Here is a 21,246-nt window from a genome sequence, read left to right on the forward strand (position 1 = left end):
CGATGAGCTTCGAATTGCCCGACCTCGACCTGAAGACCTACCAGCAACTGGTGGTTGAGCTGGTGCGCAGGATTCCGCAATACACCAAGCTGTGGACCGACTATAACGACAGCGACCCCGGCATCACCTTGCTGCAGCTGCTGGCCTGGCTGGACGAGTCGCTGCTGTACCAGGCCAACCAGATCCCGACCCTGACCGACGAGAATTTCCTGCGCTGGGTGCTGGGCCTGGCTTTCAGCAACAACCAGACCGAATACAGCAAGGCTGCCCAGACTTACTACGATTTCGATTTCCTGGCCCTGCAGGCGGCGCTGGCGCAAATCGAGCAAGGCCAGGCGGCCAGCAAGGCAACGCTGCAAAAAGAGATCTTGCTTTACCTGCAAAGCCCGTACCTGGCGCTGACCTTGCCGAACATCGAGGTGGTAGCGATGCAGAGCAACCGCATGATCGAATTGCTGTATGAACAAGCCGTGGCGCAGCAAAAGAAAAACCACTCCAGCATTCCGGTGCCGGTTCCACTGTATGTGCAGCAAGCGTACGCGCAGGCTGCGGAACAGGCCAGCACTGCTTATCTCCTGAGCGACGCCATCTGGAACTATGTTTATCCGCTGTATCCCAACAAGCAGCAATATGCCTATTCCAGCACTACCATGCGCCGGCTGCTGCTGTTGCAAGGAAAAGACGAACGCGCGCGGGAGCAGACTTTGCTGAACCAGGTGAACTACTATCTGCAGCCGCGCGTGATTGCGGGGAGCGCCGTGCGGGTGCAAATGGCGCAGCTGACCGCGATCGACTTGACCCTGTCGATCCGCTGCAGCGCGGCCACGGTCATGTCGGTCACGCTGGATGCGCTGGTGAACCTGCTGTTCGGCTACCTGTTGCCGGCCGGCGGCCCCGACGGCCGCGGCTGGTCCTATGGCCAGGCGCCGCAGGCCGACGATCTGCTGCACCTGATCCTGAGCGTGCCGGGCGTTGCCGGGCTGGAAAGCATGGACTATAACTTCATTCCGACCATCGTTCTCGACCAGATGGCGCAGCTCGGCGCCAACACCACGCTGGCCGATTTGCCGGCCGGACGCAGCGCCATGCTGTACCGGGGCTTGCCGCGTCTGCGCTGCCTTGACATCACCGCGAGCAGCCAGCCATGAGCCAGCCGCCATCCAGCTACCTGCGCTACCTGCCGGCGGTCTACAGCGGCAAGGATTCAGCGTTTGTCGGCGACTATTTAAAAATATTCGAGAAACTGCTGACGGGCATCGGCGACGGCGCCCTGGACGGCCGCCGCGGCATCCAGGAACTGCTGAATGCGGATGTGGCCGGCAACCTGTTTTATCCACGCCTCAGTTTCCTGTTCGACCCGGCCAGCACGGATTTCATGCCGCCGATTTCGGCCGCAAAGTCGAACCAGCAGCAGGCCATCCTGGCCAATCTCGACAGCTACATCGGAGTGCCGGCAGTCACCAATCCGCTGGCCGCCTATGTCCCCGGGCAGTCAGCCACGGGCTCGCCCCAAAGCGGTATCGAAGCCTGGCTCAACAGCTTCCTGAACTGGCTGGGCGGATGGGTCGACCTGACGCTGGACAACAGCTGGAGCATCGACAAGAAACGCATGGTGACGGCGCAGATCCTGGCCCTGTACCGGTTGCGCGGCACGCCGCTGGGGCTGGGCTACATGCTCAACTTGCTGCTAGACCTGCCCTTGACGATCGAAGGCGTGCAGTACCAGGCGGCAGGAGACGGATTCCCGGCCAAGGCGGTGGCGGTCAAGGGCCAGATCACGGTAACGGTCAGCAATCCGAAGGCGCCTTGCATCGGCGTCGCCGACCAGGTGCAGACGGCATTTATCCTGCAAGAGCGCTACCACGCCGGCAGCCAGGTGGTGTCGGGCTATTTTCCCTGGCTGTTCAATGTGCAGATCACGCTGCCCAATGCGCACAACAGCGGTTTCGTCCTCACCAGCCAGAATACGCAGCAGGTTCTGCGCTTGCAGCAGCAATTGCAGCAGCTGTTAGCCGCCATCAAGCCAGCCGCCAGCCGCTTCGCCATCACCATTTTCCCCAGCATGCAGTTGCAGGCGGTCACGCCGCAGACAAAAATATGCAATGCCGCAACGCTGGGAATCAATACTTTGCTTGGCCTTCAAGGAATCCCATAAATGAGCGCGTTCATCCCTCCCATTCCATCCGATATCGCGGTGCGTCTTAATTATCATGACGGCATGTTCCTTACTGCGCAAAACATGACGCTGGAACAGAATTATTTTTCCAACTGGATCAAGCTGCAGAACCAGTGCCTGTATACCCCAGGCGTGCTGAACGGTTTCGACGTCGTGCTGCAGAACAATACCCTGGTGGTGGCGCCCGGCGTCGGCTTTGATTCAAGCGGCGATTTCCTGGTGTTTCCCGGCATCAGCGGCAACATGGTGCCGGCGGCCAGCAATCTGGGCGACAGCTACGGACTGTACGCGGTATATCCTCCCACTCCCAACGTTTCCACCGACACCCTGGACCAGGCCGCCGTGTTGCAAAGCGCTTCGTTGACTTACCCGCCGAGCGATTCGATCATCCTCGCCACGGTAACGATGGACAGCGCCAATCCCGGCATCATCAAAAGCATTGCCGACAGCCGGATACCGGTCACCAGCCGTTTGCCGGCTGTGCTGGGCAAGCTGGCGGTAATCCAGTCGAGCCTGAAACAGGGGCTGGATGGCGCGCGCCACGGCAGCGTCACGTTCGATACCCGCACGCTGCTGAAAGTCGGCGACCGGGTGTCGCAGCAAGTGTTTTACCTGGCCGGGCAGGGACCGGCTTTCAACGTGCCGCCCAGCGTCAACGCCACCGTGACCGGCTCCTTCCCATATGCGATCAGCGTCAGCAATGTCGGCACTTCGCAGTTCACCCTGGAGCTGGTGGCAATAGAAACCCGCGCCACCAGCGAGCCGTCGGCGCAGGTGAACTGGCTGGCCTTGTCCAACTCTTCCACGCTTGAAAACGCCTGACAGGAATCGCACCATGAGCAGTTCATTGATTCAACGTCCAAATTATTTCGCCGGCGAAGCCCTGCTGACCGCCGATTTCGCTTGCGAGCAGCAGTACCACATGGATATCCAGAGTTTCAACAACCAAAGCCTGTATATCTGCGGCATCGCCACCGGACTTGAAGTGTTCTGGGACGCCGAGAGCAGCGCCAGCCAGGTCGAGGTCAGTCCGGGCATGGCGATCGACGGCCTGGGTCGCCAGATCATCCTGCTGCAGCCGCAGATAGTCAGGTTGGACAATGTGGTAGCGGGAGCGACCTATTTCCTCAGCATCAGCTACAACCAGGTGTATGCCGATTACAGCGACGAGACCGGCGTCGCCGGCTACAAGCGGATCGTGGAGCAGCCGCTGATCCAGTATGTGCGCAACCTGCAGCAGCCGGCCATGAACATCCTGCTGGCCGTGATCAGCTTCACCACCCAGGGCGCCATCAACCAGCTGACTTATCGCTCGGGCAATATCGAGCGGCGCTATGTCGGTTCGACCCTGGGCGCCTTGAATTTTGTCACCGAAGGCGCCGGCGTCCACCGCATCAACTTGCCGGATGCGCTCGCCGGTTTCCTTGGCAACGCGGACGGCGACGGTTATCCCAGCATCAGTGCAAAAAAGGAAAGCAGCGGCGACCAGGCTTACCTGGAGGTGGATGCGCCGCGCAGCCAGTTCATGGGACTGCTGACCACCCGCAACAACCTCGGCGTCGGCGCCGACCAGCCGCTGGCCAACCTGCAGGTCGACGCCATTACCTTCAAGGGCCCTGGGGTATTGTCTTCAGACGGCTCGCTGGTGACTTTATCCAAGACGCTGGCGCCGTATTTCCAGGTCGGCGACGTGCTGATCTCGGATCCGCCGGTAATCACCATGAACAACGGCCAGACCAGCTTTGGCATAGCCCAGCGGCGCACTATCGTCAGCATTAACCCGGGCAGCCTGCAAGTGACGGTGGACACGGCATTCAATCCGGTCCTGCAAAGCATCAGCTACACCTATGTGCGTTCGACGCTGGCGCGCTTCGCCATCAGCAGCGACAGCAGCCTTTTGCGCATCAATATCGACGGCACGGTCGGCCTTGGCATGCAGGCCGCCACCAGCGCCGGCCTGGCCGCCAGCGGTCCGAATGCGCTGGTGATCACCGCCGACCGCAAGGTCGGCATCGCCTTGACCGACCGCAGCCCTGCGGCGGCGCTCGACGTCAACGGCAAAATCCAGGCCGACGACCTGAAAGTGCAGGGCCAGATCCAGACCGGCTCGATGATAGCCAGCGGCGCCATCCAGGCTCAGAGTTTCGAAGGCAACGGCTCCAAGCTGCAAGGGTTGCCTATCCTTAGCTACTGGGTCCGGGAGACCATCGGCACCCCGACCAGCAACCTGTATTACACCGACGGCAATGTCGGCATCCGCGACAAGAAACCGCTGGCCTCGCTCAGCGTCGGCGGCGGCCAGTCTTTCATCGGCAAGGGACAGATCACTGCCATCAGCAATAATGTCTTGCAAGGTTATCAAACGGCGTTCCAGGATGAAATCACGGTCGGCGACACAATTACCGTCGGCATGTTGATCGAGCAGGTCGGCATCATCGCGGAAATCCTCAGCGACACCCAGCTGCGGCTGCAGGAACAACTGCCGCTTGCGGTGCTGGATTCAGCCTACAGCTACCAGGCGCCCGGCGCCGACAGGAAATCCGGGCAAGGGCAGATCAGCAGCGACGGCAGCATCGTCACCGGCCAGGCCAGCAATTTCAAGAGCACCACGGTTGTCGGCGGCAAAATCATCATCGGCCGTTTCGAGCCCAAGACCAGCATCAGCCAGAACAGCGCCGTCGCTGCTGTCGCCAGTGCTACCGCGCTGACCCTGAAGACGGCGTTTGCGGTCGACGTCAGCGCCTCTCCATACAAATACCAATCGGGCGGCGGTCCGGTCCAGGACGGCGTAGGCACGATCACCACCAAAGGCGTGCAAGTGACCGGCGACAAGACGGATTTCAGCGGATACAAGGAAGGCGATACCTTGATCATTCCGCCATCCTCGTCGCTGCCGCAGACTATGTTCGTGCAGTCGGTCATCAGCCAGACCGAACTGACGCTGATTCTGCCGGACGGCAAGGGCAAGCTGACAGGAAGCTTTCCGGCCGCGGTGTCGGCTTATGTGGTGACGCCCTCGCTGCTGGCCTACATCGCCGCCAAGAACGACAACGGCGTGCTGCCGTCCGGCAGCCTGGACATTCCGCCGGCGATGATCGTCGCTACCAACAACATGGTCGACACGCCCAACACGGTGGCCATCAATTGCCGCCCCGAGGAAATCCAGAGCCAGTACGCGCTGCAGGTCAACGGCAACGTCTATTTGGGCGGCAGCACCGTGGATATCAAGGACTTGCATGTGCAGACCCTGACCGCCAGCAAAAGCATCACGGTGGCGGGCGATGGCAGCGCCGACAAGCTGCTGGATGTGGGCGAAAGCGGTTCCTCGCTGCTGACAGTGAGCAAAACCAACGTCACGGTGGGTGCGAGCATTGCGCCGTACCAGCTCGAAACAGCCGGCAACATCCACGCCAGCGGTGACATCGTCAGCGCCAAGACGGTGCGCGGCGCCAGCCTGGAGGGAGCGGCGCTGAAGGCGGCCGGCACCAGGATCAACAGCGACGGCAGCGTGCAGATCATCGGCACCCGGGCAGCCTATGACCAGTCGGACCTGACCGAGGGCGGCACTTTCTTCCTGCAGGTGGCTGCCACCGACGGCTATGTTGTGGCTACGGTCGGCCAGCCGACCTGGGCAGTCAATTACTGCGGCTGCCTGTCCGGCGCTACCAGAGACAGCAGCGGTAACCAGACCAGCTTCATGTATGCGACGGGGCTTGCTTATCAATATGTCGTGCCGGAGGGGAAAAAGAAGGCAGCGGTATATTACATTCCGGTGCCGGGCTCTTTCAACATGCCGGTAAAACAGGGCGAGACCTGGACCCTTACCTTGACCTGGAATGTCGATTTTGGCGGTGCGCCGCAGGTCGAGTTCTACTGGGTGCCGCTAGGGCCGGCGCCCGGCACCCTGGAAGAAGCTGAGCGACCGGCGCCAGCTACGCTGGCCGGGGGCGGCATGGCGGCATCTTTGCAGCGCTTGCGTGACGACCTGGCTGCGGGCCGCATCGGCAGCAGCGTGCGCGCCACCGTGCAGGAAGCCATCCAGCACCGGGTCGACGACCTGACCCAGGTATTTGGCGATGCAACCCGCATGAGCAGCAAGCCGGAAGACAGGGGGCAATTCATCCGCGACCTGCAAAAGATCGTTTGCGGGCCGGGTGCTGCGGCGCAAGCATCGGCACAGCCCGGTTTTGAACAAGATGTGCAGGCCTTGATCGACACTTTCGGTAGCGTCACAGGGCATGTTTTCAACCCGTCGCAGCGCGGCTTGCTGGCTGCCGGGGTAAAAGCACTGGTGCAGATCAACGACAGCCCGGCCAACCGCCACGACCTGAACCTGATCAAGAACAACATCAACCTGTTCCTCGACAACGTACAGCAGGTGCTGCAGATCCAGTTCGTTGCCAACGAGCGGCGGCTGCTGACGCGGGCGCTGGTGCGCCTGGTCGGCGACGGTTCGGGAGACGCCGACGGGAGTTAGGTCAGGGCGGGCGGCCGCCCGCAATCCGCTTTTTTGCAGTCGCAAGCAGTCGCAATTCTTATCGATGTTCACCTATAAGGAATGATCATGAATACCATTGTAAACGGCAGTTTCGGCACACGCACCGCGTATAACCAGTCCGACCTGGTCGATGGCGGCACCAGCTTCACCCAGGTTGCAACCAGCGACGGTTTTGTCATGGCGACAGTCGGCCAGCCGACCTTCAGCGCCAATTACCTCGGCACCCTGGAAGGCTTTACCGTCGACAACGGCGGCAGCAACACCAGCTTTGTCTATGCCACCGGGCTGGCATACAGCTATACCATACCGAATGGAAAAAAGGGCGCGAGCACGATCCTGATTCCCATGCCCGGCTCGTTTACCATGCCGGTACGCAAGGGCGAAACCTGGAACCTGCGGCTGACCTGGAACCCTGAAATCGGCCAGGCGCCGCAAGTCGAGTTTTACTGGATCCCCGACCTGGACAGCGCGCAGGGGCAGGCGGGTGTGCCGGCCGGCCAGCAGGCCAGCATCATGAAGCAAGCCATGAACACGCTGCGCGACGAACTGCAATCAGGCAAGGTGCAAGGCAGCATGTTGCTGTCGGCACAACAGGCGATCGACAGCCGGGTGCACGACCTGGCGCATATCCTCGGCGACAGCGTCAGCCAAAGCAGCAGCGAGCAGGACCGCCAGCAGTTCCTCGGGCGCCTGCAAAAGATCGTCTGCTCGGCGGCGCCGCAGGGACAGAAGAGCGACAACACCGTCGATCCGCAAGTCCTGCAAGAATTGATCGCCAGCTTCGGCAAGCTCAGCGGCCATACATTCAGCGCTCAGCAAAACGGCCTGATCGAAGCCGGCGTGCGGGCGCTGGTGCAGATTAACGACAACGACGCCAACCGGCGCGACCTGTCGCTGATCAACCGCAACATCGGCTTGTTCATCGACAACATGCAGCAGGTGCTGGACAAGCAGTTCAGCAACAATGAACGGCGCCTGCTGACGCGGGCGCTGGTGCGCATTGTCGGCGACGGCACTCGCGGCGACCTATGAAGCGAGGCCGGCGATCTTCGGCGGACCGGCCGTGCTAGCGGCCGCCGACAGCACCCAGCTGGCAACCTTCGACTTGCTGGATGAAGCCGAATGCGAAGACTGGGTGCTGCGCACGCTGCTGCTGCGGCGCCACTGGCGCCGGCGGCACGCGGAGGCGCCATTCTTTACGCTGGGCCTGGCGGCGTACCTGGATTGCAGCGCAGGCAGCGCCTACCATGACGTGGCGCTGCGCAGCCGGAACAACCGCATGCTGGAAAGCCATTTCGGCCCGCTGCTGCAAGCACTGGCGACGCGGCTGGGCGATCATTTCGGGGCCCCGGCCAGCATGACGGACGGCGCAGCGTGGCCCGGTTTTCACATCTACCTGCCGCATCCGGCGTTCAGCCTGCCGGTCGCCAGCGTCCATCGCGACCTGCAGTACCGGGATGTCTTTCCCGGCCAGGCGATCGGCGAGGACGACATGTTCAGTTTCACCCTGCCGCTCAGCACGCCGGAGGGCAGCGGGTTGAATATCTGGAGCGCTGGCGCCGCAGCCGCCGCTCCCGATTTCCATCCCTACCGCAGCGGGCAGCTGGTGGTGCACAGCGGCCTGGCGACGCACCAGGCTGTACTCAGGTGCGACGGCGATCTTGAACGCATCACGCTGCAAGGCCATGGCGTACGGCTTGGCCAGCGAATCCTGCTGTATTGGTAAGACCGTGCCGACCGCCGCCCTCCATCCGGAATTTCATCTGCGCCTGTTCAGCCAGGCCGCAGCCGACGACATCGTCCAGCGCTTGCTCAATCTCGATGCCTTCTGGCTGCCGCGCCATCCGCATCTGCCGTTCCACACACTGGGCGCGACCAACTACTACGACATCACCGGCAATCCGGCCAAGCCATACCTGCGCCTGGCGCGGCAATACAATCCGTTCCTGCTTGAAAATTTCGGCGACGTATATCGAGCCTTGCTGGCCGGCCTGCAAGAACAACTGGGGCAGCCCGTCGATTTCCTGGCGGACGCTGCGCTGCCGGGCTTCCATATTTTCGGCGGCCATGCCGATTTCACCGCCCGCGACGAACACGATATCCTGCACGGCGCGTGGTTCCAGCGGCGCGACGGCCATGGTTTTCCCGGCAATCCGATCCATGTCGATACGGCGCACCTGGCGCTTGGGCTGCCAGCCGCAGTGGCTGGCGCGCCGCTGCCGACCTTGTCGTTTACCCTGGCGCTATCTTTGCCGAAGGAGGGCGCCGGCATGAAGATCTGGCCGCTGCGCCTGGCCGACATCGCCGATCTTGGCGGCCGGCAGCAGATGCAATTGCTGCAAGACTGCGCCAGCCGCCTGGTTGCCTACCAGGCCGGCGGTTTGTTCGTCCATTCCGGGGACTATTATCACCAGGCGCGCGGCCTGCCGGTACAGGACGGGCAATACCGCATCACGCTGCAAGGCCACGGCGCCTGGCTGGACGGCCAGTGGCGCCTGTTCTGGTAATCCCGCCAACCGGAGGAATGACATCATGTTTTTCGCCCCAAGCCAATTTGCCTTTACCCAGCTGCTGAGCCGCCACTGGCAAGCGATCCTGGCGGAATGCCTGGCTTTGCCAGGGCAGGAGTTCGACGCCTGGCCGGAAAAGCAGCTGTATAACCAAGGCTGGGAAGTCTATGGGCTATATGTGGAACAGCAGCCGCTGCTGGAAAATTGCATCTTCTGTCCGCACACCGCGACCTTGCTGCAACAGGTTCCGGGGCTGTCGCATGCGGGTTTTTCGCGGCTGGCCGCCGGTACCGAAATTTCGCCTCATGTCGGCTACAGCGGCCAGGTGTTGCGCCTGCATCTCGGTTTGCGCGCCGGCGAGGATTGCGGCATCCGCGTTGGCGCGCAGGTACGGCGCTGGATTCCGGGAGAATGCCTGATTTTCGACGACACAGTTGAACATGAAGCCTGGAACCGCGGCAGTTCGGAACGGCTGGTGCTGCTGCTGGATTTCGCCAAGCCGGAAGGAGCGCAGGCCGATGAACCAAGCTGACACCGCTGCTTACGCCGATAACCAGGAACTGCTGCAAGAGCTGCGCCAGATTGGCGACGGCATGATTGAGCGCGCCTTGCTGCTGCGCCAGCTCGCAGAGGGACCGTCATTCGATCAGACGGAAACGGACGACCGGCTGGCGGCGCTGTACCGCCAAGCCAGTCGCCGGCAAACTCCTTCCGGCCAGCTGCAGCAACAGCTGACGCAACAGCTAGCGCAGCTGGGATCAGCCCTGCAGCGCCGCTGGGACCGGCTGGTCCGGCGCAGCGCGGCAAGCATCCGTTCCCAGGTATTTTTGCCCTGGGTGCACCTGGCGCTGCTGTTCCAGCTCAGCCAGCGTGACCAGGAGTTATTGCTGTGCGCCTTCCTGGCTGAATTGGACCAGCGCTACCACGCCATCTTGCAGGCGGTCAGCAGCGATCCGGACGCCGCCGACGACGGCCAGGGTTTCACACCTCTGGCCAGCGCCGCAGTCATGCTGGGCGGCGCCCTTGCGGATCGCATCGACATGCAGCAGAGCCTGATGAGCAATGCCGCCTTGCGTCAGTGGGACCTGGTCGAACTGGCCGGCGGCAGCCGCCTTGGCGCGCTGAGCGGCGGTTATCGCTTGAACGCCGCCATCGCGTCCTACCTGCTCGCGCGCGCCGCGCCGCAGCTGCGCCTGGAACAGCCGCTGCACGATATCGATGGCCGGCTGGAGCTGGATCAACACCTGGTGGAAGAAGTGGTGAAGCAACAGCTGTCCAGCTTCATTGCCCGCGCCGCCACGGCGGACGACGGGCATTCCAGCTTCATGCTGCATCTGCAAGGTCCCGACCTGTCCCTGCAGGAAAGCCTGTGCGCCGCCAGCTTCAGGCAAATCGGCATGCGCTGCGTGCGGCTGGACGGCAAAGCTGTCTGGCAGGCTTATCTCAACGGCCAGAAAAACCGGGCCGCGCTGGCGACGCGCTTGCGCCTGCTGTGCCGCGATGCGCTGTTGTGCAACCGGGTGCTGGTGCTGGTCCATTGCCAGTGGCTGAGCGCGCAGGACAGCGCCGACGATCTGCTGGACGAGGTCTGCAGCACCTTGTTCGACAGCCAGCGCTACCTGGCCGCGCTGAACGGCCCGGCCCGGCGCCTGAGCGACCTGGCGCATCAATATGGCAACCATCCGGTGATCCCGGCGCTGATCAAGAGCAAAACCCCCGATACCCAGCTGCGGCGGCGCATCTGGCAGCGCCATCTGCCGGCCTCGGGGTTTCATCCTGCTGAGCCGGAGCTGGCGCAGCTGGTAAACAGTTATCTGTTTACCGAGCAGCAGATCCTGATGGCGCTGAAAGAGGCCGCCAGCCGCCGCCTGCTCAATCCCGATGCCGAGAGCGACCGGGAACTGCTGCTTGACGCCTGCCGCGAGCAAAGCCACCGCGAACAGCTAAGTGTCGCGCAAGAGGTGAAAAGCGCCTATCGCTTTGACGACATCATCTTGCCCGCCAAAACCAAGGGCTGGCTGCAGGAGGTTTTGCAGTATGCGCAAAACCGCCACCAGGTAATAGAGAACTGGGGTTTCGACGAAAAAAACCAGAACAGCAAGAATCTCTGTGTGCTGTTTTACGGTCCGTCCGGCACCGGCAAGACCATGGCCGCCTCGATCATCGCCAATGAACTCAACCTTGGCCTCTACAAGATAGACCTCGCCAACATCGTCAGCAAATACATAGGCGAAACCGAGAAGCACCTGGCGCAGCTGTTCGACCAGGCTGAAGCGATGAATATCGTATTGTTTTTCGATGAAGCGGAAAGCCTGTTTTCCAAGCGTACCGAAACCAAGGATGCGCACGACCGCTACGCCAACCTGCAGACCGGCTATCTGCTGCAGCGCATAGAGACCTATCCCGGCATCGTGATTCTTTCGACCAACCTGCTGAAAAACATGGACAAGGCGTTTACGCGGCGTTTCAAGTTCATGATCGAATACCCGTTCCCAGGCGCCGAACAACGCCTGCAGTTATGGCGCAACGCGTTTCCGGCGGCAACCCCTCTCGACGCCGGCCTGGACCTGCCTTTGCTGGCGGAAAAAGCCGCGCTCAGCGGCGGCAACATCAACAACATCGCGGTCAGCGCCGCGTTCCTGGCAGCCGCGCAGCAACAGGCGGTGACGCAGGCCCATCTGCTGCAAGCCACCGAGCGGGAATATCACAAGCTGGGCAAGGTATTCAGCTTGAACGATTTCAGCTGGGGCGATGATGACTAGTCGCCGTCATCCCGTCGCCATTGGCAGCGATCCATGCAGAAGCTGAGTGCGCAAGCGGTGCCGCAAGCCTCGCAAGCAGATCTGCAAGAAAATTTGCAACTTCGCCACGAAGCATCGCCGGAGGGCGAGGAACTGAGCGAGATGGGGGATTTCCACTATGCCGGCAGTCCATTCCGGCGGCGCGACAGAAGCGTGGTGCAACTGGCCACCGCGCCGCCCAACCCGCCCAACAAGAGCGGCTTGCCGGATAAGCTGAAAAGCGGCATCGAAGCCTTGTCCGGCATCAGCCTGGACCGGGTCAGGGTGCATTACAACTCGCCGCGGCCGGCGCAAATGCAAGCACTGGCCTATGCCCAAGGGAACGAGATTCATCTCGCTCCCGGGCAGGAGCGTCACCTGCCGCACGAAGCCTGGCACGTGGTGCAGCAGGCAAGCGGAAGAGTGCGGCCGATCGTGCAGCTGAAAAGCGGGATAGCGCTCAATGACGACGACGGCTTGGAGCACGAAGCGGACCTGATGGGGCAGGAAGCCATGCGGCATAGCGGCGCCGGCCTGGCTGGCGATGGCCGCGAGCACGGTGCCGGCCGGACGATGCCGGCCGTGGTGCAACGTCAGCCCGACGATGCTTTTGCTTACGTCGAGGAATTAACCTCGGGTGAAATGGAAGAAAGCAATGTCACGAAAAACGCTGCCGTGCTGGCGCAGACCCTGGCGAACGCCCGTAACATAGGCCGGACTTTTCCTTTGATTACGCAGAATACAGAGACCTTTAAGGCCATGAAAGCTGCGCTTTATCGCAAGATCGCGACCTTGGTGGCAAGCCTGGGCGTCGGGCAGAGAGCTGAATTTGTTCAAAGATGGAATGCCGGGCAAGAAAATAAGGTGTCTCTGGAATATTATGCCGCCAAAGGCGTTTTTGGGAAATACGTCCCGGTAGAGTCGAAGCCTTTTTTTGCCGGCAATGCGGCCACGCTCGACTATTTGGCAAAATGGTCAGAGAAAAAAAACAAAGACAAGACCATGAACCCGGATATCAAGCTGGCCAGGATGATTCCCCTGATCTTGTCGGAGCCGGCTTTGCCTGAGGATGTGATTGTCGCCCTGAAGCTGTTCTTCGGACACACGGCCAATTTTGTGCCGCAGAATAATCTGGGGCGCGATTTCCGTTCGGTCGAACACGGCGATTATTACCGCTCCAGCCTGGATCCTTTGCGGGAGGGAAATACGGCCCTGCTGCGCGAGCATGCCAAAAAACGCTATGAGGATCAGGGCAAGACACTGCCGGACCAGCAGACTTTCCAGGTCATCAACCGGCCTCTGCATGCGGCGGTCAAGGAACTCGGCAGCATGTATTCCAATATCGACGGCATGGAACTGTTCGCGCACGATACCGACGGCGACGCCAACTATGCCATGTATTCCAGCAGCATCGGCAGCCATACCGGGGCGCTGGGGCTGATCCAGAATGTCTACAAGACCGTACAAACCGGCACCAGGTTCAGCGGCGTCGCCGGCGAAAATTGGGACGAACAGGTGAGCGGCGGACAGTTTGCGCCGCTGATTGCGGAAGATATGCTGGCTCTCGCCGGCGAGCAGAATTATCACGACCTTCTGCTGGCCGACCGCAGCCGGCTGGTAGCGGAGGTGGCGGCGGAGATCCGCAGGAAATACGATGATAAAAAAACCGGCTTGCGGATTGTCCCGATACAGTCGGAGGCGCATGCCAGCCTGATTATGGAGTTGGTTTATCCGCCCAATACCAATGAGGCTGCCAAGCTGACGGAGATGGAATGGCGCGAACTGTTTATCGCTACCTTCAACCAGGTTGCTGCCGAACAGGAGCTGCAGACGCGTGTCACCCATCGCGGCAGTTTCGGCTTTCTCTATCCTAGTGCGTCTTCGGTCGGCGGTCCGGTACGGATATGGCCCGGATTGACCCCGCCCGAGCTGTTCAAGAACCTGGTTTTTTCTACGCTGGACAAGTTGCAGTCGCCGAAGGGCGTGTTTCAAAAGCCGGATCCGTCGGTCGTGCCGCCATCGTCGCCCGATAGCGTGGCGCTGCACGTGGAAGCATTAAAGACGGCCGTGCGTTATGCACAAGACGTCATGCACGAGACGATAAGCGTGAAGGGGCCGCCAGCCCTGGCCGAGTGGATTGCGGTTCGTTTGCAGCGCAACCTGGTCAAGGCGCATGTGCTATTGACCGCCGACAAGGATGGCAAACTGCAGCAGCAAGAAAATGATTTCCTGAAATCGGCGTCGACGATTGAAAACCTGATGGAATACAGCTATCTGCTTGAAGCCTTGCGTGCAGACGTGCTGCCGGCGCAGGATCCCTATCCCGGTTACCTGCGCAAGAAACTTGCGGTGTCATCCGACAAGAGCGATCCTGCATATAGGGACACTCATACTTTTTACCTGGACAGCGGCATGCAGGCGATTGCCAGTGCGCATCTCCTGGCGCGCAAATGGGCTGAAAAAAAGCATGGCATAGATCCTCAGGGGCAGCTCGACACCATCGATCTTTACAGCTATTTTGAGTACGGCATGATCGATAAGGTCAACCTGCTTCTGCTGGCGCGAAACCGTTCGAGCCAGGGATATCTGGACAAAGGCAATTTCGACAACATGCTGCGCGACATATTCAAGGATGGCGAGCCAGCCGTCATCGCCGCAGATCTGAATCCGGTGCTCACTACCCTGGCGGCGAAAACGGACCAGCTCCCTTATGCACCGGTATTCGAGCATTTCGCCAAGAACGGCGATGAAAAATCCGGCGTCATTCCCATCGTCGACGTCACCAATGCTTCGCTGGACAAGGCAGCCGAGCTGAACCTGGGCCAGGGCTACCAGAATTTCATCGTGGTCGAAAGCTTGTCCAAGCATCAGCAGCTGGGCGCCGACAAGTTCACCATGGGACGCCTGAGCGCGATAGGCAGCGAAGAGTTCGTCCAGGTGGCGAAAACGCTGCTGCAGCCGATAGAAAACGCGGCCTATCACCGCTTGCCTGCGGCGTATCGCTTGCGGATGGACAAAGTGTTTTACGGCGGCGCCGCACAAACCCTGCCGACGTTTGCGGCGTCGGTTCTGGACGCATCGGCGCAATACGACGATTTCATGGATCTGATCGGCATGGGCCAGGCATGGCGCACCCTGGACAAGGAGCCCAGCGACGAGGCGGACCAGGTGCGGCAACGCTACGTGGCCATGAAAGCTCTGCTGAATCAGGGGTTGGAACGGTACATGGCTGAACTGAAAGCGACCACCGGCAGCCAGTTCGATTTGCAAAAAGCGTTCAGCGCGCTGCCGCCTGCCGACCAGCGCAACCTGCAACGGCAACTGGCGGCGCAGCTGGGTTTTGCGGAAACAGATGAAGTGGTGACAGAAAACCCGTTCCTGCTGGGGCAAGCCAGCGATACCGGCATCGTCAATGCCGGCAATACCTGTTATCTTGCGGCGGCCTTGAATACCATGGCGTTTTCGCCGCAGGCGGCATTGTTCCAGCCACGCCCGAACGATCCCAAGGCCGGCCTGCGCGCTGACATCCTGGCCATCCTGGACAAGATCCGCAACGGCCAAAAGGTGCAGTATCTGGAAATCGCGGCGCTGCTGAGCGCACTGGATCATGCGCAGCTGCTGGAAGGGCCGAATGCGTTTGCGGTGGAAACCGCGCTCAACGCGCAGCGCGATCCGGCAGAAGTCATGGAATATGTACTGGGTTATTTCGGCATTGGAGAAGATCCCGGCTATCAGCTGGGACAGACGGTTCACAAGCGCATCGACCCGGGGAGCGCAGAGATATTCGATCAGCTTGATCCGGCAGGATACTCGGCCGTCAACGATGAGGGCTATTATCCGCCGAAAATATCTTCCGACTGGATGATCAAGTTACCGCTGGGAGAGGGCGATAACCTGGGACAGCTGATGGACAATTACCTTGCGATGGAAAACATCCAGCAATTGACCGCGGTGCATGCCGGACAAGTACGCAGCGGACCGGGCGTCAGCAAGACCTTCCTGGGGCCGGAAACGCCGGACGCAATTTCGTTTCAGCTGGTGCGCTGGAAGTTCCAGGAAGGGCAGGTGAAGAAAGACCGCAGGGAAATCGACATGCCGGAAAATTTCACCTTGAACGGTTCCGAGTACCGGCTGCAGGCCGTCATATACCACCGGGGTAATCGTGCAGACGGCGGCCATTACACCACCAGCACGCTGGACGATGAACAAGGCTGGCAATATCGCAACGACAACCTGGTATCTACCGATCTGCAATTCGCGCAAAGAAAAAACCTCGGCTATATATATACCTATGCCAAGACGAGGGAAATGCCTGATCAGGAACAACAAAACGAGCCGCCGAACGGCGGGGCCGATTTCGATGGGCTCGGCGCCTTTGATCATCACGGTGATTTTGAGGATTTTGGCGATCTTTTCCAGCCAGGCGAACTTGACAATCTTGATCTGCCGCAGTCCGGCGGCAAGCGTTCGCTTGAGGCGGCTTTTGGGCAGCGGCCGTCGGATGCTTCGCAAAATACGGGCGGGTGGCCGGAATCGGAGCAAGTACATAAGAAAAACAAGATTGCTGAGCGCGACGACTCTGCCGATCATCAATTCGGCCCCTCGGATCTCACGCCGCAACAGCCTGACGAGCAAATGCTGATGAACATGGGGGACGGTGACGGATTCTGGCTGGATGGCGAATTTTATCCGTTTTTTTGATCCATGACTTCCTGGCGCAGGTCAGTGTAAACCATAGGCGAATGTGAAAACAATGATGCCGCAAGCGCCCCCGCAACCGGCATCGTCCGCTGTGCGCCAGACCTTGCCGGAGCGAATCGATGTCACGCCATATGGCGCCAGCCATCTGGTCCCGATGGACGCATACCACTATGGCGGCAATCCGTTGCAACGGCGCGAAGCCGCTGCCGCCGGCCGGAGCGGGTTGCCGCACAATCTGAGGGCTGGAATCGAAGATTTGTCGGGGCTCGATTTCGATCAAGTCAAGGTGCACTACAACTCGGCCAGGCCGGCGCAGCTGCAGGCGCATGCCTATGCGCAAGGCAGCGAGATCCACCTGGGGCCCGGACAGGAACGACGCCTGCCGCACGAAGCCTGGCACCTGGTGCAGCAGGCGCAAGGCCGGGTAGCGGCCGGCGCGCAAGCCAGCGGAGTGGCGCTCAACGACGACCGCCGGCTGGAGCAGGAAGCCGATGTCATGGGCGCACGCGCCGTGCGCCATGGCCCGGCGGCGCCGGCCCCGGATGGATGCGGCGCCGCACCTGCTACAGCCCGCGCAGCGCCGGTAACCCAGCTTTATCGGATAGAGCGCGAACCTGTCACAACGCAGGTCTATTCGGTCTCCAACGATAACTCCATGGTGACCGGGATGGCAACGCCCAATCACGAATTCTATGTGAATAACGCAACCCGGATCGGCGCCATGAACAATGCCATCTCGGCCTCGCCGCTGATGTTTTACGCCGCCGGCACGGCCAGCCTGTTCGGGCGCGACTATTTCCGGGTTGGCTTGAGTTTTGACACCGCCAGGGTACGCGGCGACCATCGGGACGATTTGCAGGCGCAGTACCGGAACCAGGTGCTGCCCGAGATACGCTCGTTCCGCGAAGGGCGCCGCGCCGGAAAAACCGCCGAAATAGACGCCGCCACGGTGGTATCCGAGGGACGGATCAAACCGGCTTTGATCAATCCTGCACTGTCGGCCTCGGTACGCAAGCTTGAGCTGTTCAAGAAACTCATCCTCAGCCAGCTGGCGCTGGCCTCTTATCGCGACGATGAAACCGCGGCGATAGCCGATGCCGGCCGCATCGTCAGTACGCTGGAGAGCGCGCTGTATTCCGCCGACATTACCCGGGGCGCCATCGCAGCGCGGCTGGAAGAGCTGGCTCCTTATTTCAGGGAGGAAGACAATCCGGCGCGATTCCCCCTCGCGCCGATTTTGAGCGCCACCTTGCTCGAATTGCGGGCTGCCTTCGTGACGCTGGCGGCAGCATTACCGGAGGACCTGCCGGTCGACCTGATGTCGTTTCATAACGCCAGCTTCCAGGCGCGCCAGGTCGAAGCCGTCGACGGCCCGGACAACGTGCTCCTGTATCGCGCCTGCGACGTCACTACCTCCACCTTGCTCGGCAACAAGATCACAGAAGAGAATGCGCAGCGGCTCAAGACCTATGTCGCAGGTTCCGGCGGCGCTTTCCATTACGCTACCAAGATACTGCAATCGGGCGGCGACTGGGTCACCCTGGAAGGTTTCGCCGCCAGCGACCGCGAACGCGGCGTCATCGGCATCGAGGACGATGATTCGGCAAAAAACATCGACGATACCTGGCAGTACATCATGTACGGTGCGCTGGCCGGCGGCGGCTCGCCGCTGTCGGACGAGGACCGCTATTTTGCGCTGTACACAAAACTGCGCTACTACCTGAAAGGCATCACGGCGCCAGGCGTCTTCGGGCCGACGCAACGCGCCAAGCTGATACCCGAACCGATTGATATCGCACGGCTGAAGGCGCTGTTTCCGGCTCCGGTTGCAACGGGTATCGGCGGCTTTTTTTCGCGGCTGATTGCGGACACGCCCCAGGAAAAGGCGCAAGCGTTGTTTGCGCAGTTGCAGGCGACCGGTTTGCTGGACAGGAACGGTAGCGTAGCCGACCGCGAGACGCTGACGCTGCAACAGCTGCGCAAGCTGTTGCCGAACCTGCCTGAAGACACCGCGCTGAGGGTTTTCCGTATCCTGCGTGAGTCGCTCAAGTCGCCGCATATCCAGATCGGCTTGAGCAGCGATCTTGCCAACGCCATAGCCTGGCGCGCCTACCTTGGCGCAAACGACGACGCGCAACAGGCGCTGCTGGAGCAGCAATCCGACGCCATCATGGAGCAGGGCATTGATCCGCGGGCGCAGTCGGGAGCCATGTGGAGCGACCTGGCGCAGACCGTTGGCAGCCTGCCGCCAAGGCCGGTCCCTACCGTTGCCCTGGCGCCCATGCTCGCAACAGAGCCTGTGACGCCGCTGGTTGAGCCGGAGCCGCCGGTGCTGGGAGGGCAGGCCGAAACATCGCTGGCCGTCAGCACGCCGGTGAAAGATGAAGGCAAGCCAAAAGGCAAGAAGGCGTCCACACGGGATGAACTGATTACGATGGGCTTGAACGAACTGGACCGCCTGCGCGATCTGTGGCGCAGCCGGCAGCCACAGCCGGCATTGGGCAGTCCGCCGGGTTATGCTGACTGGAGCGGCGCGATCCGGTCGATTCAGCTAGCTCCGGAAGACATGCCTATCGGCGCTATCCACGAAGACATGATGCAGTGGCTGAGAAATGCCGAGGAAAGATGGGCTATATGAGCGATTGTGGCGGATTCAGGCCGGCACGTCGCCTTCGACGGTGGTACGGTACAAGGTGCGCCGCAAATGCTGCGGCGTAATGGGTGCGTAGTGCACGGTGCTGCGGTTGTCCCAGAACACCATGTCGTGCGCGCGCCATTGGTGGCGGTAGACGTTTTCGGCGCGTATGGTGTGCTCATGCAGGTAGCGCAGCAAGGCGTCGCTCTCATCCTTGGGCAGGCCGACGATGTGCGAGGTGAATCCTTCGCTGACGAATAGCGCCTTGCGGCCGCTTTCCGGATGTACGCGGATCACCGGATGTTCGACTTCGGGCACTTCGTCGATCTGCTTTTGCGTCAGGTCGGCGCGCCAAGGCGACAGCTTCTGCAGGCGCCGGTAGCGATACACATAGGAATGCACGGCGCGCCGGCCTTCCAGGGTCTGCCTGACATCGGCGGGCAGGGTTTCGTAGGCCAGGAACATGTTGGCGAAAGAGGTGTCGCCTTGTTCCGCCGGCAGCTCCTGCGCATGCAGCAGCGAACCCAGGCTGGGCTTGGGCATGTAGGACAGGTCGGAATGCCAGTCGGCGCCGGCGTCCACCAGGCCGATCGGCTTGCCGTCCTCGATGACATTGGAGACGATCAGGATTTCCGGATAGCCTTGCAGGTGGAAGCGGTTCAGCACGTGTACCTGCAGCGGGCCGAAGCGGCGGCTGAACGCCACGTGCTGCTGCGGCGTGATGCGCTGCTCGCGGAACACCAGCAAGCCATGCCTGACCAGGGCTGCGCGGATACGGACCAGCTCTTCGGCGGATAGCGGCAGCTGCAAGTCTAGGCCGGTGATTTCCGCGCCCAGCGGTCCTTCGAGCGGGCGGATGTCAAATAGCTGGGACGCAGCTGCGGGCGATGGCGATAAAGTGCTGGCGATGGACATAAGAGGGCTCGGATAGCGGAACGGTCCGGCCTGCCGGGATGCAACGGGCCGGCCGGACCCTCCTGAAAACAACATTACACCTGCTCATTACACCTTCTTAAGCATGGGCGCCGCAAATAATGGATTGTCATATCCTTATGCGGTTTGCGGCGTTTTGCCGCCGCAGCTTCAGCGGTGCGCCGAAACCAGGGCGAACATGGCGCCTTGCGGATCCAGTCCCTGCACGATCCAGCTGCCGCCGGGAACCTGGTGCGGCCCCATGAGGACCTTGCCGCCGCCGTGGCTGATGCGGGCAATGGCGGCGTCGACCGATTCCACATTGACGTAATACAGCCAGCAGGTCGCCGGCATGTCCGCGGTCTTGGTCATCATGCCTCCCACCGCCGCACCGCCGGTAGAAAATGTCTGGTAGATGCCGAGCGGGCCCATGTCGAGCGCTTCGTCCTTGGTCCAGCCGAACAGGTCGGCATAGAAGGTGAACGCCTGCTCGCCGTCGCCAGCATGCAATTCATGCCAGCCGACATGGCCCGGGGTGCCGGCCGCAACCGGCGCCGGCTGCTGGTCGCTATTACCCTTGAACAGGATGAAGGCCGCGCCATGCTGATCGGCGGCCACGGCGAAGCGGCCGACGCCGGGAATGTCGTCCGGCGGCCGGCGGATAGTACCGCCGGCCGCGGTGACCCGCGCTGCATAGGCGTCGACGTCGCTGACCCCGATATAGCCGTTCCAGCAAGGTTTCGCGCCCATGGCGCGTGCGTCTTCGGGGATCGGCATCAGGCCGCCGACCATGGTGGTCCCGGCTGACAATATGATGTAGGAACGGTCGCCCATGCCGGCGTCCTGCATGTTCCAGCCGACTACGCTTTGATAGAAAGACTCGGCGGCCTTGGCGTCGCTGGTCATGAGGTCGTACCACACGAATTTTGCTGGTTCGGCAGACATTTGGAATGGCTCCTTTGCTTGGGTTCGAGTCGGCCGCAGCTGTCCATAATCGTGGCAGGCGGCGCTTGGAAAGACATTATCCGCCCGAT

At 61.3% G+C, this 21,246-nt stretch carries 13 protein-coding genes; 11 read left to right on the forward strand and 2 right to left on the reverse strand.

All coding sequences use genetic code 11. The features are described 5' to 3' along the window. Nucleotides 1-2 precede the first annotated feature (2 nt). From CFter6_RS11635 to CFter6_RS11685, 11 genes are all read left to right on the forward strand, one after another. Complete coding sequence (locus CFter6_RS11635; RefSeq protein ID WP_014006029.1) at nt 3-1,148, forward strand: hypothetical protein; 1,146 nt, start codon at nt 3-5, stop codon at nt 1,146-1,148. Then, nucleotides 1,145-2,155, forward strand: a complete 1,011-nt coding sequence (locus tag CFter6_RS11640) for a phage tail protein (RefSeq protein WP_061540058.1) — start codon at nt 1,145-1,147, stop codon at nt 2,153-2,155. The genes CFter6_RS11635 and CFter6_RS11640 overlap by 4 nt, the downstream gene beginning before the upstream one ends. After that, nucleotides 2,156-2,998, forward strand: a complete 843-nt coding sequence (locus CFter6_RS11645) for a hypothetical protein (protein ID WP_061540059.1) — start codon at nt 2,156-2,158, stop codon at nt 2,996-2,998. Between the two features lie 13 nt (nt 2,999-3,011). Beyond that, nucleotides 3,012-6,653 (forward strand): hypothetical protein, encoded by a 3,642-nt coding sequence (locus CFter6_RS26425; RefSeq protein ID WP_236904648.1) that lies wholly within the window; start codon nt 3,012-3,014, stop codon nt 6,651-6,653. 87 nt (nt 6,654-6,740) lie between these two features. Beyond that, nucleotides 6,741-7,706 carry a hypothetical protein gene (locus CFter6_RS11655; protein ID WP_236904649.1) on the forward strand — a complete coding sequence of 322 codons (966 nt, stop codon included), beginning with the start codon at nt 6,741-6,743 and terminating at the stop codon, nt 7,704-7,706. Beyond that, a complete protein-coding gene (locus CFter6_RS11660; protein WP_236904650.1) occupies nt 7,675-8,400 on the forward strand; it encodes a hypothetical protein in 726 nt (241 codons plus the stop codon). Before CFter6_RS11655 ends, CFter6_RS11660 begins: the two co-directional genes overlap by 32 nt. Beyond that, the gene (locus tag CFter6_RS11665) at nt 8,360-9,181 is read left to right on the forward strand and encodes a hypothetical protein (protein ID WP_236904651.1); all 822 of its coding nucleotides are present in this window, start codon (nt 8,360-8,362) and stop codon (nt 9,179-9,181) included. Before CFter6_RS11660 ends, CFter6_RS11665 begins: the two co-directional genes overlap by 41 nt. A gap of 25 nt (nt 9,182-9,206) precedes the next feature. Further along, complete coding sequence (locus CFter6_RS11670) at nt 9,207-9,716, forward strand: aspartyl/asparaginyl beta-hydroxylase domain-containing protein (RefSeq protein ID WP_061540061.1); 510 nt, start codon at nt 9,207-9,209, stop codon at nt 9,714-9,716. Next, nucleotides 9,703-11,946: an ATP-binding protein gene (locus CFter6_RS11675; RefSeq protein ID WP_061540062.1), complete on the forward strand. Its 2,244-nt coding sequence runs from the start codon at nt 9,703-9,705 to the stop codon at nt 11,944-11,946. The genes CFter6_RS11670 and CFter6_RS11675 overlap by 14 nt, the downstream gene beginning before the upstream one ends. Nucleotides 11,947-11,979: 33 nt before the next feature. Continuing rightward, the gene (locus tag CFter6_RS26005) at nt 11,980-16,665 is read left to right on the forward strand and encodes an eCIS core domain-containing protein (RefSeq protein ID WP_061540063.1); all 4,686 of its coding nucleotides are present in this window, start codon (nt 11,980-11,982) and stop codon (nt 16,663-16,665) included. A gap of 52 nt (nt 16,666-16,717) precedes the next feature. Beyond that, nucleotides 16,718-19,303, forward strand: a complete 2,586-nt coding sequence (locus tag CFter6_RS11685) for an eCIS core domain-containing protein (RefSeq protein WP_061540064.1) — start codon at nt 16,718-16,720, stop codon at nt 19,301-19,303. Between the two features lie 15 nt (nt 19,304-19,318). Here CFter6_RS11685 and CFter6_RS11690 read toward each other — a convergent pair whose 3' ends face one another. Then, nucleotides 19,319-20,215: a TauD/TfdA dioxygenase family protein gene (locus CFter6_RS11690; protein ID WP_061540065.1), complete on the reverse strand. Its 897-nt coding sequence runs from the start codon at nt 20,213-20,215 to the stop codon at nt 19,319-19,321. Between the two features lie 168 nt (nt 20,216-20,383). Further along, nucleotides 20,384-21,157 (reverse strand): VOC family protein, encoded by a 774-nt coding sequence (locus tag CFter6_RS11695; protein WP_061540066.1) that lies wholly within the window; start codon nt 21,155-21,157, stop codon nt 20,384-20,386. Nucleotides 21,158-21,246 lie beyond the last annotated feature (89 nt).

Origin of the sequence: Collimonas fungivorans (genome assembly GCF_001584145.1) — a bacterium.
In the GTDB taxonomy this organism is placed as follows: domain Bacteria; phylum Pseudomonadota; class Gammaproteobacteria; order Burkholderiales; family Burkholderiaceae_D; genus Collimonas; species Collimonas fungivorans.

Coding starts and splice junctions, on each gene's coding strand:
- CFter6_RS26425 (WP_236904648.1), top strand. CDS start 3,012: ATGAGCAGTTCATTGATTCAACGTCCAAATTATTTCGCCGGCGAAGCC.
- CFter6_RS11635 (WP_014006029.1), top strand. CDS start 3: ATGAGCTTCGAATTGCCCGACCTCGACCTGAAGACCTACCAGCAACTG.
- CFter6_RS11655 (WP_236904649.1), top strand. CDS start 6,741: ATGAATACCATTGTAAACGGCAGTTTCGGCACACGCACCGCGTATAAC.
- CFter6_RS11665 (WP_236904651.1), top strand. CDS start 8,360: ATGGCGTACGGCTTGGCCAGCGAATCCTGCTGTATTGGTAAGACCGTG.
- CFter6_RS11675 (WP_061540062.1), top strand. CDS start 9,703: ATGAACCAAGCTGACACCGCTGCTTACGCCGATAACCAGGAACTGCTG.
- CFter6_RS11695 (WP_061540066.1), bottom strand. CDS start 21,157: ATGTCTGCCGAACCAGCAAAATTCGTGTGGTACGACCTCATGACCAGC.
- CFter6_RS11690 (WP_061540065.1), bottom strand. CDS start 20,215: ATGTCCATCGCCAGCACTTTATCGCCATCGCCCGCAGCTGCGTCCCAG.
- CFter6_RS11685 (WP_061540064.1), top strand. CDS start 16,718: ATGATGCCGCAAGCGCCCCCGCAACCGGCATCGTCCGCTGTGCGCCAG.
- CFter6_RS11670 (WP_061540061.1), top strand. CDS start 9,207: ATGTTTTTCGCCCCAAGCCAATTTGCCTTTACCCAGCTGCTGAGCCGC.
- CFter6_RS11645 (WP_061540059.1), top strand. CDS start 2,156: ATGAGCGCGTTCATCCCTCCCATTCCATCCGATATCGCGGTGCGTCTT.
- CFter6_RS26005 (WP_061540063.1), top strand. CDS start 11,980: ATGCAGAAGCTGAGTGCGCAAGCGGTGCCGCAAGCCTCGCAAGCAGAT.
- CFter6_RS11640 (WP_061540058.1), top strand. CDS start 1,145: ATGAGCCAGCCGCCATCCAGCTACCTGCGCTACCTGCCGGCGGTCTAC.